Origin of the sequence: cyanobacterium endosymbiont of Braarudosphaera bigelowii, assembly GCF_020885515.1 — a bacterium.
GTDB classification, from domain to species: domain Bacteria; phylum Cyanobacteriota; class Cyanobacteriia; order Cyanobacteriales; family Microcystaceae; genus Atelocyanobacterium; species Atelocyanobacterium thalassa_A.
The window spans coordinates 63332-80370 of record NZ_AP024987.1 but is presented as its reverse complement, the minus strand read 5'-3'; the positions used below and the strand labels follow the sequence as shown (position 1 = coordinate 80370).

Sequence of the window (17039 nt, the reverse complement as noted above, 5' to 3'; positions counted from 1 at the left end):
ATGAAATGGGAGAAAAATAGCAACTATGTACTTCTTCGGGTTAGTATTTTTTTTATTACCTCTTTTTTTCTAATTCCAGTTATATGGCAAATTTTAACATCTATAAAGACTAGTGAAGATATTTCTACTATCCCTAATATTTATTTTCCTCAACGTATAACTCTTGAACACTATATAGAGTTATTTAAACGTCGTCCTTTTATTCTCTACATTTTTAATAGTATTATTGTTTCTACAATATCTACAATTATATGTTTAGTAATTGGTTCTCCTGCTGCTTACATACTTGCAAGAATAAATATTCATCATAAAAATCTTATCCTTGTATTAATTTCTATAGTATCTTTGTTTCCCTATGTTTTATTGTTCTTAGGATTATTAGAGACAATACGATTTTTAAATTTAGGAAATAATTATTTAGCCTTAATCATTCCTTATTCTGGTATAAACTTACCATTGACCATTTTGATAATGCGTAGCTTCTTTCAACAACTACCTAGAGAATTAGAAGATGCAGCACGAATAGATGGCTATAAAATTATTCCAATGTTAACCCAGATTTTACTGCCTCTAACTTTTCCTGCTCTAGTTACAACAGGAATCTTAACCTTTATCTTTACTTGGAACGAGTATATTTTTGCTCTTACTTTTATAACCCGTGAAACAATGAAAACTATTCCCGTCGCAACAGCCCAAATTGGTGGTTCAAGCGTGTTTGAAATTCCGTATGGCCCTATCTCAGCTGCTACAGTCCTAGGGACTTTTCCGTTGATTCTACTGGTTTTATTTTTTCAAAAGAGAATTGTAGAAGGGCTAACAGCTGGTGCAGTTAAAGGATAAATAGTATAGAATTTCTTTTTTAAATTTATAAATAAATGTTTTTTAGTTATGTAAAATAAGTGTTTTAGTCAATCTTGTTTTTTTAAGCTATGCAGATTAAATCAGATAAAGAAATTAAGATAATGCGCCATTCTTCTTACATTGTCTCTAAAATTTTAGATGAAATTGAAGGAATTATAAAACCTGGTGTTACGACAAAAGATATAGATAATTATGCTGAATATAGAATAAAAGAAATGAATGCAGAACCTAGCTTTAAAGGTTACTGTGGATATCTTCATTCAATTTGCATAAGTATTAACAATGAAGTAAGCCATGGTATTCCAACTTATCAAAGAATAATCATGTTTGGTGACATTGTTAAAGTAGATATAGGTGTATATTATCAAGGATTTCATGGAGATTCTTGTATTACAATTCCCATAAATAAAGTATCGTTAGAAGCATCCCGATTAATTAAAGCTACTAAAGAAGCTCTATACGCAGGTATTAAAAAAGTTAAAGAGGGTCATTATTTATCAGATATAGCAATTGCTATTGAGAAAGTTATTCATAAATATGACTATACAATAGTCGAAGAATACACAGGTCATGGTATAGGATATAACTTACATGAAGAACCAATAATATTTAATTCTTTATCTAACCAAAATTTTGATATTAAATTAAAAGCTGGAATGATTTTTACAATCGAACCAATAGTAAACCAAAAATCAAAATATACAAAGATATTATCAGATGGTTGGACTGTTGTAACTATTGATCATGGCTTGTCTGCACAATTTGAACATACAGTTCTAGTAACACATAAAGGATATGAAATTTTAACTAACAAAAACTGATGTGATTCACATTTTTGTAACTCATATAACGTCTAAATGTTTTTCAACTATTGCTATTAAATAGTTAGTCCAATATTGAGCAGTATCAAAACATTCTGATTCAATCATGATACGAAGTAATGGCTCTGTGCCTGAAGCTCTTACCAATAGGCGTCCATTGTATTTCATGGCCTGCTCTGCAATTTGAATTCCCTCTTGTAAAGCTGTACAATCTTTCCAATGACTTAGTGAATTTCTATTTTTAAATCTAATATTATATAGAATTTGAGGATAGGCCTTAAAACTATTCTCAACTAACTTAGACAAAGATGTTTCTGACTGTTGAAGTAATGAACATATTTGAAGAGACGTTTGAATACCATCTCCTGACATTCCGTAATTATGGCAAATTATATGTCCAGATTGTTCACCACCTAACTTAGCACCACTTTCTAGCATTTTTGCTTGAACATGACGGTCACCAACTGGTGTACGTATTAAAGTACCTCCTAATTTTTCCCAAGCTTTTTCGAAACCTAGGTTTGCCATTACAGTAGTAACTAATAAATTTTTGGGAAGTTCACCTTTTTGCATAAGATATTTTCCCCACAGAAATAAGATAAAATCTCCATCTATAATTTTACCTGTATTATCAACAGCCATTACTCTATCGGCATCTCCATCAAAAGCAAATCCGAGATCGGCTTTATATTTTTTAACTGCTTGTTGCAATAATTTTAAATTAGTTGAGCCACAATTAACATTAATTAGATCTCCTTTTGGTTCTCCATTTAAAGAAAATACTGTAGCTTCTAGTTGATTAAATATGTCTGGGGCAATATTAACTGAAGCGCCCCAAGCTAAATCTAAAACTATTCTCATTCCTCTGCAGTTAAAGGACGGATGAAGATTCCTCTTTAAAAAATCGTAATAATCATTGATTAAGTTATCTTTATGTAAAATTTTGCCCCATGAGTTTTCTTGACTTATAGATAAAGGAAGTTCTCCTCTTAATCCTTCTTCTATTTTCTGAGATATAGCTGTGGATAGCTTGATCCCCTGAGCATTAAAGAATTTAATCCCATTATCTTCAGGTGGATTATGACTTGCAGAAATCATAATTCCTCCTATTGCCTCGCTTATATTTGTTATGTGAGCTACACAAGGTGTAGGGCATAATCCTAAATACCATACATCTATTCCTGTAGAAGTTAAACCTGAAGCTATTGACATAGCTAGCATATCACTTGAATTACGAGAGTCTTGACCGATAATGATAGGACCTGGAACAGTATTCTCTGATTTTAATACCTGTCCAGCCCAAAAACCTAATTGGACTGCAAATGCTGCTGTTAATAAATCCCCAGCCTTCCCACGGATTCCATCTGTTCCAAACAAAGGTGTATTAAGAGAATAAAAAGATTGATTAGACAAGTTGTTATAGTAAGTAATTTTTATCTTCCTCAAGTAATAAATATTACTTGAGGATAGGAACAAGAAAATAAATACAGCTCATTTCTCAAAGTCTACTTATTCTTATGTCAAATATTTAAGTAAGGTGTAAATGAGAAATTTTGGCAATATTACCTATAAATTCCATAACGTTAAAATATAAATTAAAGTTCCTAATTTAGTACTTTTTTATATATTGTTATTAAAAACAAAGCCCCTATTTATAAGTTATAAACTTAACTAGAGTGACAAAATCTTTTTAATTAGAATAATCATACTAAGAATGATGTTTTAATTCTATAGATTCAGAACGTGGTAATAAACCAAATACTTTTCGTAAAGCGTCATCTATTACTTCATATTCTACTTGTCCTTGGATATCAAGAACCTTTTGTCCGTTATGATCCAGAATAACTATTTGAGGAACAGTATTTTTGTAATAATATCCTAGCTCTTGCTTAATATACTTATCTTTTACAGGAATACTATCGACCATAGTAGGAATAATATTAGCTGCTCGGCCATAAAACTCTTGTATTTTCGAAACAGTCATAGCAAATTGTTTAGAACTAGGACTATCGTCTACATAATAAACAATAATTGTCGGAATTTGGCGTTGAAGAGAGTCACTTAAAGCCATTTTTGCTGGGACTAGGGAACCATTACCGGCATAAACTACAAAAATATTACCATCAAGATTATCATCATACATACTAGCTAATGCTTGATTACAGCTTATTCCTAAAAAGAGTAAGAAAACGAGACAAATTTCTATCAATATTGTTGAAATAAATTTATGATTAAATTTAATTATCGTCATAATAATTTAAAAATCCCTTTAGTAAGTTAAGTATGATATGTATACAAAGAATAATCGCAACAAGCTCAATATTAGTCAACAAGAAATAAAGTATTCCGTGCTTGGAAATAATATTCTTCAGAACCTTTTCCCTAATAGTTATTATGCTGTTCTAGGAATTCATCCATCTACTTCAATACTAGAGATACGTAAAATATATAGAGAGTTAAGCAAACTCTATCATCCTGATACGACAGTTTTATCTCCTTCTTTAGCAAAACTAGAATTTCAACGCCTTAATGAATCGTATCAAATACTTAGCAATCCTCAAAAAAGACTATTTCATGATATAAAAATTGGTTATATTTCCTTAAATACTTCACAAAACTCAATTAAAAATTCATTAAATATTAATGAACATCAATACTCTTCTTCAGCATACTTAGATCCTTATGATCGTTCTTTATCTGGAGGAGAAATTTTTGCTGTTTTGACTTTAGGATTAACTATTTTAGGATGTTTAATCTTGTCTATTATCATCACTATTTTGAGAAAGAATGGGCTAACTTTACATATGATATAGCTTACAGTTGTGATTGAGTAAAATTTGTTTTAGCATGAAATAAAGGTTTCAATAAAATATTCGCCCTTAACCCTCCCACATTTTATATCTCTTTATAAAAACATAATAATTTTTATAGATAAAATTAGTACTAGAAGTTGCTTAAATGCTGAGCGAATATTAATTGTCTTAATGTAAACATATCAAACTCAATTGAAAATAAGCTAACGATTGTATATTACTATAGATGAATAATTAGTTGAAGAATCATAGATTATATTAGATATTTATAATTTTATTGAGTTGTTCAATAGTTATTCTTTAATAAACTTTAAAGTGTTTTAACAATTAAATATTGTTAAATAAAAATGATGTATTTTCTTCATCAATAGTTAAAATTACTATTTACTTTCAAATTTAATTTATTAAATTTGAAGTGCATTAACTGACTAACTAAAGAAATATCTATAGATGTAGTCCATTGTTCCCCTAAGAAGAATACTTACTTTTTATTAGTAATTTTTCTGTTAGCGTTGCTCAGTTTCTATCTGAGTAACGCTATTAAATAAAATTATCTGATAACCAAAAAGTTATAAATATTATCCATCTTCATTAAGTATTCCGACTTGTTTTAGATGTATATGTTTACGCCCCAAAGTAATTTCAAACTCGTCTCCAGACTCTAATCCCATTTTTTTTGTATAAGCTGAACCGATTAGAAGATTACCATTAGATTGAACACTAATTTTATAGCTAGCTGAACGTCCACCTCTTCCTTGACCCTCAGAGCTGCTATCGAGTTCAATACCTTCAGCATCAATTAAGGCATTAAGAAACTTCATCATATTGACACGTTCCACTCCATTTTTTGTTTTAGTATAGTAACCACAAGCTTTTGCTTTTTCTTCTTTACTAAATTTAGCTTCTTTGCTTAATTCTTCAACTTTTTGGAGTAGATCTATGCCGGTTAAGGGTTTATCTTGTTTCATTAATTTGAAAAATAATTATTTAATTAATTAGGTTTACGGAACAATAGTTGACTAAGTTAGTAATGGTAACCAAAAAACTTAAAACTACTAACTATCTATACAATTATCTTACACATAATTTGCAAATTTTATCCACATGTTTCATAAGATTAATAATAATTCATTACCCTTAATGTTTTGTTGTTAATAACAACAAATTTTTATATGTTTAATTTTATTCGTTTTGCTCTAAATAATAGTATTATTAAGTGAATAAAAATAATTAATTCTATTCTTAAAAAAACAAAAAAATAATTAAAATCTAATAAGAAAGTAATCTATTGAAAACAATATCTTAGATATAAAACTTATTATTTTTAATCTTAAAAGCATTACTGATCGGAATATTTTATTTTGAAGATATTGTAAAAATTATCGATTTTTTATAATATCAATCAAATTATCTCGAAAAAGTTTTAAAATTGATTAGATATATAACTATAACGAATTTTCTATAAGATAAGCATTATTAAATAATGCTTATCTTGTAAAAAAATTTATTGAAAATAAGTAATAAAAACTTTTTTGAATTATTCTAGTAGCTTTTAATTCTAAGAGTTCTATCTATAATTTTTTTTACACGATACTATGTATTATTTTTTATTTTAAAATAGTAAATAATACTAATCATAGCTATCTAACTATTTAACATGTTATCAAAGATATAAAAAGAATTCGATATAATTAAGAGTAACTAGCTAAAGGATCAAATATAATCTTGGATACCGATTTTTCTATAATTATTCTAATCATTGCTACTATAATTGACTATCTGATCAGTGATCCATCTAAATATTTACATCCTGTACAAGTTATGGGATGGTTAATCTTTAAAGCCTCTAATCTTATTTTTAAATTTTGTAATGGAAAATTTGTTTGTCGTTGTGCGGGAAGTATATTATGTCTATTATTAGTTCTTGCTAGTGGCTTTTTTGGCTGGACAGTTAGTTTAATTAAGTATCATTTCTTTCCTTTAATCGGGATTACTATAGAGAGTATTTTATTAGCCAGTTGTTTTGCTGGAAGAAGTTTAAGATTAGCAGCTATTGACGTTCTTATTCCCTTAAATACAAATAAAATTGACCTTGCTAGAATAAAACTTAGTCAATATGTAGGTAGGGATACTAGAAATCTTTCCAAAAAAGATATTTGGCGTACTATACTAGAGACTATTTCAGAAAATTCCATAGATGGAGTAATAGCTCCTTTATTTTATGCAATAATTGGTGCACTACTTCCTTATACTAGTAGTCTAACTCTTGCCTTAGCCTATAAAGCTTCCAGCACTCTTGATTCTACTATTGGTTACAAGAAAGAACCTTTTACTGATATTGGCTGGTTTAGTGCAAATTTAGAAGATATTTTAACTTGGATTCCTTGCCGCCTAGGAGTCTTAACTTTAGCAATATTATCGGGAAGACCTTATTATGTTCTTTCAATTTGTAATCGTGATGGAGATAAAGATCTAAGTCCAAATTCAGGATGGAGTGAAAGCATTTATGCTGCTATATTAGGGGTGCAATTAGGAGGAAAAAATATTTATGATGGTACGATTAAAAAAAAACCCTTACTTGGAGAACCAATTAAATCCATTACATTTACTACAATAGAAAAAGCTTTAGTGTTAACACGCGTATGTAGCTTGCTTTGGCTAGGATTAGGAATAATTTTGATTTATATAAAAAATACTAGATAATTATATTTCATTTATATATGAAATGAAAACATTAACTAGTTTAATATATATTCTACTTTTTCATATATTTTAGGAGTTTGACACTCGTTAAACTAATATTAAAAATAATTACTGTATAAATTACATTAAGAATTTATCTAAGAAATATTTAATAATTAACTTATACAATAACTCTTTTATCAATTTCATTTAAACTATTTATGGACTTTTCACATAGAGCTTCATGAAAATATCCATTGCTAGCTATAAAGTTACCCCATTGAGATACATCTCCACGGTTGTAAAATGGAATATCACCATTAAAATAAGTAAATTTTCCTCCTGCTTCAGTGAGAATTAAGTCTGGAGCTGCAAAATCCCAGTCCTTAGGCGCAGACTTACCAGATATAGAGATATAAACATTTGCTTTTTGTTCAAGAATAGTCGTTATTTTTTTTCCCAAACTACCCATATATACTATATCTTTTGTAGAGAAAGCATCGATAAGTGACTGAAAACGTGTATTTCTATGAGACTTGCTAACTACTAAGGATAAATTTTCAATTGTATTTCTATTTGATACTTTAATTTGGGTTATTTTATGATTAAGGTCTTCAACAAATGTTCCATATCCCTTGGTGGCGAAATAAATTGTTTGAGTTTCAGGAATAGCTACTACAGCGACGACAGGACGTCCTTGATATGCCAAAGCGATATGTAAAGCATATTCTCCTGTCTTATTAATAAATTCCTTAGTACCATCTAAAGGATCAATAATCCATACCCAATCTTTTTGAATGCGGCTATGATGGCTATCATATTTGTAGTTTTCTTCACTAAGATAACCAAAAATATCTTTGGGAAAAAATATTTGCAGGTTTTTTAAAATATAATTATTAGATTTGATATCAGCAGTAGTTGTTGGGCCATCTTGTGATGACTCGGTAATTTTAAACTTATTTTTTCCACAATAATAGGAATGTAGAATCTTGGCTGCACCCCAGGCTATGGAGCGAGTAATAGTTTCAATTTCTTTTAGTTTCATAGTTATAAATTTTTTAAAATATATATTATTTAATTATTTACAGTTTGTACATTTGATAGACTGTACCAAAATTTATTTCTGTTATTTATAAATAAAAATAGGGCTAGTAATTAATTACCTGCCCATAATATTATAAATTTTAAAGTTAGAAAATTATTTATAAAAATTGAATGTCAATTTTTAAGATGTTTCTATTTTAGAATTAAAAAAATCGACTAGTAACATGACCAAAAATGAGCTTAGGTTCTATCCATCCAAACGAACGACTATCCGTACTGCATAGAGCATTGTCTCCTCTGACAAAACAAGATCCATCTTTATTCACAGAAATTACTCTTTTAATTAACCGTAAATCTGGGCAACACGGATGTGACATAATGATAATATCTGAAATAAAAGGAGTTGGATGATTACTAGTTTGTCGAGAAACTAGTAATTCATCTCCTGGATTTAGACAAGGAGACATTGACCATCCCTCAACTTTCAAGCGTTGTCGTTGTCCTAATGCCCAAAGTGCAAGATCTATTATGTTATTGTTTCGTATGCAAGACATATATAATAAAGTTTAAAAACTAAATTAATCAGGTAATTTAGTTAGCTCTATACCAAGAAACATCAGTTCTTCCTTTAGTTTGCCAGAAAATACGTTGAATATCTTCTATCGCAGACATTAATTTTTCTGTGTTATCTGAGTTAACTTCTACCTTACAAGCAGAACAAAGTTTCGCAGCATTCCAAAATTTAGTATGTAAATCAGGATATTGTTCAAGATGTACAGGCTTAAAATAATCTGTCCAAAGAACTAAAAGTTCTTTCTTTGCTAGTTGTGCCTGTTCTTCTTTTATAGCAATATATCTAGATAGAGTATTTTGATAAGCAGCTATTCCTTCAATATTGTTTGAAGTTGGAGGCTGTAAATCTAAAATCTTTTTTGTCATTGATACTACCGCTTCAGCTGCAATCCTAGCTGAGGCTGGATCATAAACACCACAAGGCCCATCACAATGAGCATGGACGGTAGGAGCAGGAAACCAATTTTTAACCTGGGTAGCTATTGTTTTTAACAGGCGCATAATCATAATCACCCTTCGTTATGGACTTCTAAATGGTATCATTAAAACACATAATTCGATGCAATTTTAAAAATCTTCTTTAAAGTAAAATTATTCTTCTATTATTCTTTCTGCCTGATGGGTAACATCTCTTAGTTTATCAAGAATTTCCTTGTTAGTATTTATCCACAAGCCTCTTTGATTAGCTTCTAGTAACCTTTCCGCGATATCTCGCAAAGCCCAAGGATTTTTTTCCTCCATAAATTGTTTTACATTTTTATCAAAAATATACTTTTGAGCTATTCCTTCATACATAAAATCTTCTACACAGTGAGCCGTTGCATCATAAGCAAATAAATAATCAACTGTAGCAGCCATTTCAAATCCACCTTTATAGCCATGTCTCATAATACCTTTGATCCATTTAGGATTAATAACACGAGAACGATATACTTTAGATATCTCTTCTTTTAATAATTTCACTTTAGGATTATTAACAATAGAATTGTCTCCAAAATAAGTTTGAGGATTCTTCCCAGTTATACTTCTAATAGCTACAGTTAATCCCCCTTGAAATTGATAATAATCGTCAGAATCTAATAAATCATGTTCTCGATTATCTTGATTATGTAAAACAATTTGCAACTGCTTTAGCCTTTGTTCAAATACTTCGGGAACTTTGTATGCTTTTCCATTTTTATCGTAAGCATAACAACTCCAATTGATATAAGCTCTGGCCAAATCTTTATCATCTTCCCAATTTTGGGCTTCAATTAATCCCTGTAAACCAGCTCCATATGCTCCAGGCTTTGAGCCAAATATCCTATGGCAAGATTTTAAATATGCTTGTTGGTCAGTTAAACCTTGTTCTTGCCAAAATAGTCTTTCCTTTTTAGCTTGAGTAGCTAAAGGATTGGCATCTTTTTCTTTTTCTAATTTTGACAAATCTTCAATTACATTTGACAATAACAACAATAAGTTAGGAAAGCTATCTCTAAAGAAACCTGATATTCTTACTGTCACATCAATACGAGGTCTTCCTAATACTGATAAAGGAATAATTTCATAATCTATTACTCTGGATCTGTCCCAAATAGGTTTAACTCCTAGTAAAGCTAAGACTTGGGCGATATCATCACCACCTGTTCGCATAGTTGAAGTCCCCCAAATTGAGATTGCTAGAGTTTTTGGATACTCTCCATTATCTTGAGTATATTTTTCGACAAGAACCTCAGCTGCCTTCTTCCCCATAGCCCAAGCTGTTTGTGTAGGAATAGCACGGATATCAACTGAATAGAAATTTCTACCTGTAGGAAGAACCTCCACTCTTCCTCTAGTCGGCGTACCTGATGCTCCACTAGGAACATATCTTCCATCTAATCCTTTGAGTAAATTACTAATTTCCTGATCAGTTTCATATAACTTGGGGATTAAAAATTTTTGTATCCAATTAATTTCCTTACAGGTATTTTGAAAGTGAATTATTTCTGGGGTTTCAATTTTATTAATTAAGTTTTCAATTAAAGTTTGTGAATATTTTTCTAAGACTTCTACAACATCACCAATAGAAGAAGATCTTTGAAGCTGTAATAGAAGATTTTGAGGTGTAAAAGTAAGAAAAATAGAATCAGAAAAAGAATCACTAAAATCTGCTGTTAGAGGATTAAAAGTTAATTTTAAATCTTTAGCTAGTGCTGTTGTTAAACCAAGTCGATTAGAACCAGGAGAACGGGAAATCGCTAAAATTAAATCTCTTAGTTGAATATTTTTAGGACATTGCCCTAGTATATGCAATCCGTCTCTAATTTGTGCCTCTTTGAGTTCACATAAATATCCATCTGCTAATTTTAGAAATGTAGATAAAGAATCAAAATCTATTTTTGCTATTCCCAAGTCATTATTAATTTTAGTTTTAATAATTAGTTCTTTAATACTATTAGTAATTATCTTTAGACGCTTAGGATCTAGAGCTTGGGCCTCATAATATTCATCAATAAGAATTTCTAATTGTTCCAAATCACCATATAATTCTGCACGAGTTAAAGGAGGAGTAAGATGATCTATGATAGTTGCATGTGAACGGCGTTTGGCTTGTGCTCCTTCTCCTGGATCATTGACAATAAAAGGATAAAAATTAGGAATACTGCCTAATGCAACTTCAGGATAGCAAGTTGATGATAATGCAAGACTTTTTCCTGGTAACCATTCCAAATTACCATGTTTACCTACGTTAATAATTGCCGAAGCTTTAAATTTATTTTTTATCCAGTAATAATATGCTAAGTAATGAGGTGTTGGCTCTAAATCAGGAGCATGGTAATTTAAGCTTGGATCTAAATCGTAACCTCTAGACGGTTGAATACCTATGAAAACATTATCCAGTTGAATACCAGAGATCGGAAATGCAAGATTTACATCATCAAATATATGTTGCCAACGTTCGTCAACTTCCTTCTTAATCTTTGAAGGCAAACTTTGAAAATATTGTTCATATTCTACATAAGAAACTGATTGATAAACTATACGTAAGTCTTTACTTTCAGGATCATTCGTTACTCCCTTTGTTAAAAGTTTTATTAAGTCATCACCTGATTCAGGTATATTGGCAACACTATAACCTTCTCTTTTTAGAGCTTTAAGAATTTCTATGCAACTTGCCGGAGTATCTAACCCAACACCATTTGCAAGTCTACCATTTCTATTAGGATAGTTGGCCAAAACTATAGCGATTTTTCTTTCAGAAATAGAACTATTCTTAAGATTAATATAATTTTTTGCTAAATCGGCGACAAAGTCAACTCTATCTTTAACAGGTGAATAAATAATAACATTTGTCTCTAAATCTTTATTCCACACTTTAATAGATTTAAAAGAAACTGCACGAGTTATAATTTTTCCATCAATTTCTGGTAAAGCAATATTCATAGCTACATCTCGAGGACTTAATCCTTGAAAACTTTCATGCCATTGCTGTAACGTTGAGCTACTAAAGATTACTTGTAAGACTGGACAATCTAATTTTTGCCACAAGTTACTATTAAAGTTGTAGTCATCATCAATTTTGGCAAGTGAAAAGCTAGTAGTATTAAGCAATAACTGACAAGAATTATTTTCTACACTGTCAAGATAATTAATTAATTCAATTTGGATATTAATATCTCTTAAGGAAGTAATAAATATGGGTAAAGGAAATAAATTTCTATTTAATAAACTTTCACACAAGGAATCTACTGGTAATAAATTACCAGAGAGATAATGCGAACGATAAAAAAGTATGACAACATTTTTTTCAGCAGTATTATTAATTCTGTTGTTTTGATAAATTCCAAAATTAGGTACTATTTCTGGTTCTTCAACATCATATTTAGTTTGAAAATAGTTATTAGAAATATACTTTAATGCATTCGACCAGTTTTTTTGTCCTCCTTCGCTTATGTATTTCCACAGCTTGTTACTCTGATAAAGAGGAACTGTTGAATGGCTCATTAAAATATGATCAGAAACATCATCTCCTGGTAGAACAAAAAGATTTATGTTGTTTAATTCAACAATATATTTAACAACTTCTAATCCATAATTCCAATACGAACTCCCTCCTAATAGCCGTAAAATAATAACTTTAGATTTAGATAATACCTTATCTGAATAATTATCAATACTTAACTGTTGTTGTAAGTACAAAATATTTAAGGCACGTACTTTTTGAAAATTGTTCGGTAAAATTTTTAAAGAATTCGCTAAGCTTTGAATGTCTGTGTCTGCTGCTGTTAAGAATATAATTGGAGCTTGACTTTGTTCTACAAAAATCACTCCATCTCGTTGCATATTCCAATTTCCAGAACTTGAAGCTATTCGATGCATAGTATTCTCTCAATATTTAAACAACATTAAGTTTCAGGATAGAGAAACAGAAAAATTGTATTCTTTTCCTTTAGCCTTGTCTAAGCTGATGAATTTTGGTCAAGAACCCATTTTAAAACGAGTTATATCTATATGTAAATTTGAAAAGCTTTGTTCTCTTTGGGAAAAGCTTTTCACAATTCAAGGTTCTACAGGGATCTTATTAACAAATTCTATGATTGCCTTAGAAATAGAAAACTTATCTACAGTACTAGATTTAAAAACCTTTTATCTTTTTTTGTCACCTGGGTTTAGTATACTACTCCAAGGTGTACTAAATACTTCTTCTTTATCTTATCAAGTCACAATAACTTCAGAAGCAAATTGTATTACTAATTTTGTTCACAAACTATATATACATTTAGACAATACTTCAGTATGGAAGAAACAATTTATCCCTTATTTAAATATTGATAATATCCAGATAACAGATTTACAATCATATTTGAACAGTAATCTAGAGGATATACTAGGATCTAAAAGTACTGATAATTTTTATGCCATTTGTCAAGAGTTGCCAGCTACTTCTCCTCTTAAAAAAGATATTAAAAGTCAATTAAGGCAAGAGAAGCTTTTAACTCAAGTTATTGGTAAAATTCGTCAAACTCTAGATTTACCAACTATTTTAGAAACTGCTGTTAAGGAATTGGGACAACTTTTAAAGGTTGATCGCTTAATAATTTATGAATTTAATAGAAAACAATTAATTACTTCTAAGAAGTATAATTTAATCAAAGGTGATGGATATATTACGTACCAATCACTCAGCACTAAAAATATTCCTTCTTTATTAAATATCTTGATAGAAAGCAAGGTTTTAATAAAAGTGCTAAGATACTCTGAAGAATCAATTGTTTCTCATAACAATATAGATAGTATAAATGAATATTCTTTCTTACACTCATGCTTTCAAAATTTACCAAGTAAATATTCTATACTTTCTGAGATAGGAACTCCTATTATTGTAAATGGCGATTTATGGGGACTTTTAGTTGCCCATCAATGTCTGCAAAAGCGAAAATGGTCGAAAAATGAAAAAGTTACTTTAGAAAAAATTGCAGAGCATCTAGGCGTTGCTATTAACCAAGCACAACTGTATGCTCGAGTTCAAGCAGAAAGACATATATTAAAACAGAAAGTCGTTAAAAGAACACAGGAACTTTGTGATACTTTAGTTGCTTCTCAAGCTGCTAACCATTCTAAAAGTGAGTTTTTGGGTAATATGAGCCATGAGCTACGTACTCCATTAACTTGCATTATTGGTTTATCAGGCACTTTATTGTACTGGTCAAAAGAAAACTCTACACTATCTTTAGAAAAGAGAAAGCATTATTTAGAAACTATTCAAAATAGTGGCGAAAATTTACTTCAAATAATTAATGAGATTTTAGAATATTCAAATCTACAAACAGGAAAATGCTTACTGAATATTCAAGAATTTTCTCTAAGTGATATTGCTAAAAACATTTTACAGAAAGTTTATAAAGAAGAAGTTCACCGACATATTAATTTAAAATTAGATTTAAAGATTAACTCTATAGAAGATACATTTTTAGCCGATCCTATAAGGATGAAGCATATTCTTTATTATCTATTAAATAATGCCTTAAAGTTTACTCCAGAAAATGGAACTGTAATACTAAGAGTTTGGAGAGACGGAGAAGAAGTTATTTGGCAAGTAGAGGACACAGGAATAGGTATTAAAACAGATCAGATTCCTTTATTATTTAAATTATTTCAGAAACTAGAAAACCATAGAAAACGTGTTTATGGGGGCACGGGACTAGGCTTAGCGTTAACCAAACAATTAGTAGAATTACATGGTGGAACTATTCAGGTGGAGTCTTTAGTTAATAAAGGATCCATTTTTACAATTAGAATCCCTAATCAATCTCAGCTTAAAGATAAGTTAAATAGTAAATTATTAAACCAGAAAGAATCACTATTTTCTACTAGAATAATTATTCTGATAGAGAGTAATAAGAAAACTGCAACTCTGCTTGAAGAATTATTGACATCAGCTAATTATTATTTTATTTGGTTAATGAATGATATTAAATTAATAAGGAAAATAGAGTTGATACAACCCATAGCAATTATTTTAGATCAGGACCTTTCCAAAGCTTTGAAAATAAGTAAGCTTTTGAAGAAATCTTCAGAGACTAGATCTATAAAGGTACTCTTTCTAAAGGATACAATTACATCTAAAGAGTGGCTAGAAATTGCTAAAACAGGAATTGATGATTACTTAATAAAACCGATACAGCCTAATTTTTTACTCAAAAGAATAAAGACTTTAACCTCTGAGAATGTAAGTTTTAATACTTAAAAATTATAAAACATTACTTATTTTCATTAATAAAAGATCCCAAACTAATCTTGAGTTTAAATAATTAAGAAGCTGATATTTTGCCAGCTCTAATAACTCTAGTAAGTTTCTATTCCTAAATTTTTCCCAATAAAAATATTGAAGATAATCAATTAGAAATAATTGAGTTGAATTATCTAATTCCATATTTATTTTATTTGATAACTCTAAAGAATTTAAGTCGCCTAGAGGTATCTGTTTTAAAGTGTTTTTAAGTTCAGAAGGAATAAGTTGTAATTTATCCCAATAACTGATTGCCTTGCCGGGGCTTCCTTGACTAAGCTTTATTATCTCTTCTTCATTTATTATATTTTCGTAGTTCAACTTACTTAGAACTTCTTTTAGACTATGTTCTGATAGATTATAAAAAGGAATTATTTGGCAGCGAGATACTAGGGTTGGTAGTAATAAACTTGGATTAGAAGAGATCAAAATTAATGTTGCCAATTTAGCTTCCTCTAAAGTTTTTAGCAATCCATTAGATGCAGCTTCAGTCATTAGCTCTGCTTCTTCTATTATTACAATAGAGCGAATGCTTTCTAAAGGTAAGTGACTTAAAAAATTAGCAATATTCCGAATTTGATCTACACGTATCTGAGGAGGTGAATTTCTTTTTAAACCATATTCTCGAGCTTGCTTTACAGTAAATAATTTCTTTTGATGTTGGTAAGTTGGTTCTATCCAATATAGATCTGGGTGATTACCATTAACAATTCTCTGTTCAAAAGTTAACTGGCTTTCTTGTAATACCTTTGAATGTGAGAATAATGATTTACAGAAACATTCTGCAGCTAGTTTGCGTCCTACACCTATTGGACCCGAAAAAAGGTAAGCAGGAGCAATATGGTTTTTGATAATTATTTGTTTCAATAAAGTGACGCTCTGTGGTTGGCCTATTAGCTGTTGAAAATGATCCATAGGAATAAAATACTCGTATCTGAATAGTAGAAAGATTAGGAATGATTTTATGGCTCGTTATACATGTACTTTTTTTGTTTCAACTACTTTAAAGGAAGTCTCAACATTATTAGATCAAATATTAAGGTCTTGTAATTTTTATATTATCTATGAAGCTAATGATTATTTATTAGCGAAAGAAAACATAGATCAAGTCTTTTTTTCAAAGTTAGTGAGCATCGAAATTTTTATTGAAAGTACTGCGTCAAAAAAAAATTACATACCTATAAACTTTATTGTAAAAAATGACGAGCTACCGTTAAATCCCAACAATCATTGTTACCAAAGATTTCAACAAATACAAACTATTCTTAATAAGAACCAAAAGTTTCATTTAGCTACCTAATTAGTTTAGATTTATTGAATTGATACTTGTTTGAAAATAAACAAATCAAGATGTTTAATTTAGCAAGATTAGTAATGTAAAATAATATTTTTTTTAGTTGATTATTAATATTAAAATAACAGTCAAAATATATTAGTTAGGTTTGTCTTGCTTGCAATACATTTTGAGGGTAATCATTCATATAAATATAATGA

14 protein-coding genes are annotated in these 17039 nt (G+C 29.7%); 6 read left to right on the top strand and 8 right to left on the bottom strand.

Annotated elements, in window-relative coordinates; genetic code table 11:
• Positions 1 to 840 (top strand): carbohydrate ABC transporter permease, encoded by an 840-nt coding sequence (locus tag LPC16_RS00320; protein WP_040054612.1) that lies wholly within the window; start codon positions 1 to 3, stop codon positions 838 to 840.
• A gap of 89 nt (positions 841 to 929) precedes the next feature.
• Positions 930 to 1682, top strand: coding sequence for a type I methionyl aminopeptidase (gene map / locus LPC16_RS00315; RefSeq protein WP_229637328.1), 753 nt, complete (start codon positions 930 to 932; stop codon positions 1680 to 1682).
• A gap of 21 nt (positions 1683 to 1703) precedes the next feature.
• Here the strand turns inward: map and glmM are convergent, their stop codons facing one another.
• Together glmM and LPC16_RS00305 are read right to left on the bottom strand one after the other, a co-directional pair.
• Positions 1704 to 3128 (bottom strand): phosphoglucosamine mutase, encoded by a 1425-nt coding sequence (gene glmM / locus LPC16_RS00310; protein ID WP_407084181.1) that lies wholly within the window; start codon positions 3126 to 3128, stop codon positions 1704 to 1706.
• A gap of 262 nt (positions 3129 to 3390) precedes the next feature.
• Complete coding sequence (locus LPC16_RS00305; protein WP_229637326.1) at positions 3391 to 3933, bottom strand: thylakoid membrane photosystem I accumulation factor; 543 nt, start codon at positions 3931 to 3933, stop codon at positions 3391 to 3393.
• Positions 3934 to 3970: 37 nt separating this feature from the next.
• Between LPC16_RS00305 and LPC16_RS00300 the strand changes: the two genes are divergently transcribed.
• On the top strand, positions 3971 to 4495 hold the full coding sequence (locus LPC16_RS00300) for a J domain-containing protein (RefSeq protein WP_229637325.1): 525 nt from the start codon (positions 3971 to 3973) through the stop codon (positions 4493 to 4495).
• A gap of 578 nt (positions 4496 to 5073) precedes the next feature.
• Here LPC16_RS00300 and LPC16_RS00295 read toward each other — a convergent pair.
• On the bottom strand, positions 5074 to 5463 hold the full coding sequence (locus LPC16_RS00295) for an AbrB family transcriptional regulator (RefSeq protein ID WP_040054617.1): 390 nt from the start codon (positions 5461 to 5463) through the stop codon (positions 5074 to 5076).
• Positions 5464 to 6220: 757 nt separating this feature from the next.
• Here LPC16_RS00295 and cbiB point away from each other — a divergent pair.
• A complete protein-coding gene (cbiB, locus tag LPC16_RS00290) occupies positions 6221 to 7198 on the top strand; it encodes an adenosylcobinamide-phosphate synthase CbiB (RefSeq protein ID WP_229637324.1) in 978 nt (325 codons plus the stop codon).
• A 160-nt stretch (positions 7199 to 7358) separates the two neighbouring features.
• Here the strand turns inward: cbiB and LPC16_RS00285 are convergent, their stop codons facing one another.
• The 4 genes from LPC16_RS00285 to cobN all read right to left on the bottom strand — a co-directional run bounded on the left by LPC16_RS00285 (position 7359) and on the right by cobN (position 13135).
• Complete coding sequence (locus LPC16_RS00285; protein WP_229637323.1) at positions 7359 to 8222, bottom strand: 3'(2'),5'-bisphosphate nucleotidase CysQ family protein; 864 nt, start codon at positions 8220 to 8222, stop codon at positions 7359 to 7361.
• Between the two features lie 202 nt (positions 8223 to 8424).
• A complete protein-coding gene (gene sodX / locus LPC16_RS00280) occupies positions 8425 to 8775 on the bottom strand; it encodes a nickel-type superoxide dismutase maturation protease (protein WP_229637322.1) in 351 nt (116 codons plus the stop codon).
• Positions 8776 to 8812: 37 nt separating this feature from the next.
• Complete coding sequence (gene sodN, locus LPC16_RS00275; protein ID WP_229637321.1) at positions 8813 to 9295, bottom strand: superoxide dismutase, Ni; 483 nt, start codon at positions 9293 to 9295, stop codon at positions 8813 to 8815.
• Positions 9296 to 9385: 90 nt separating this feature from the next.
• Positions 9386 to 13135 carry a cobaltochelatase subunit CobN gene (gene cobN, locus LPC16_RS00270; RefSeq protein WP_229637320.1) on the bottom strand — a complete coding sequence of 1250 codons (3750 nt, stop codon included), beginning with the start codon at positions 13133 to 13135 and terminating at the stop codon, positions 9386 to 9388.
• Positions 13136 to 13223: 88 nt separating this feature from the next.
• Between cobN and LPC16_RS00265 the strand changes: the two genes are divergently transcribed.
• The gene (locus tag LPC16_RS00265) at positions 13224 to 15503 is read left to right on the top strand and encodes an ATP-binding protein (protein ID WP_229637319.1); all 2280 of its coding nucleotides are present in this window, start codon (positions 13224 to 13226) and stop codon (positions 15501 to 15503) included.
• Positions 15504 to 15506: 3 nt separating this feature from the next.
• Here the strand turns inward: LPC16_RS00265 and LPC16_RS00260 are convergent, their stop codons facing one another.
• A complete protein-coding gene (locus tag LPC16_RS00260; protein WP_229637318.1) occupies positions 15507 to 16460 on the bottom strand; it encodes an AAA family ATPase in 954 nt (317 codons plus the stop codon).
• A gap of 49 nt (positions 16461 to 16509) precedes the next feature.
• Between LPC16_RS00260 and LPC16_RS00255 the strand changes: the two genes are divergently transcribed.
• Positions 16510 to 16845, top strand: a complete 336-nt coding sequence (locus LPC16_RS00255) for a hypothetical protein (RefSeq protein ID WP_229637317.1) — start codon at positions 16510 to 16512, stop codon at positions 16843 to 16845.
• Positions 16846 to 17039 lie beyond the last annotated feature (194 nt).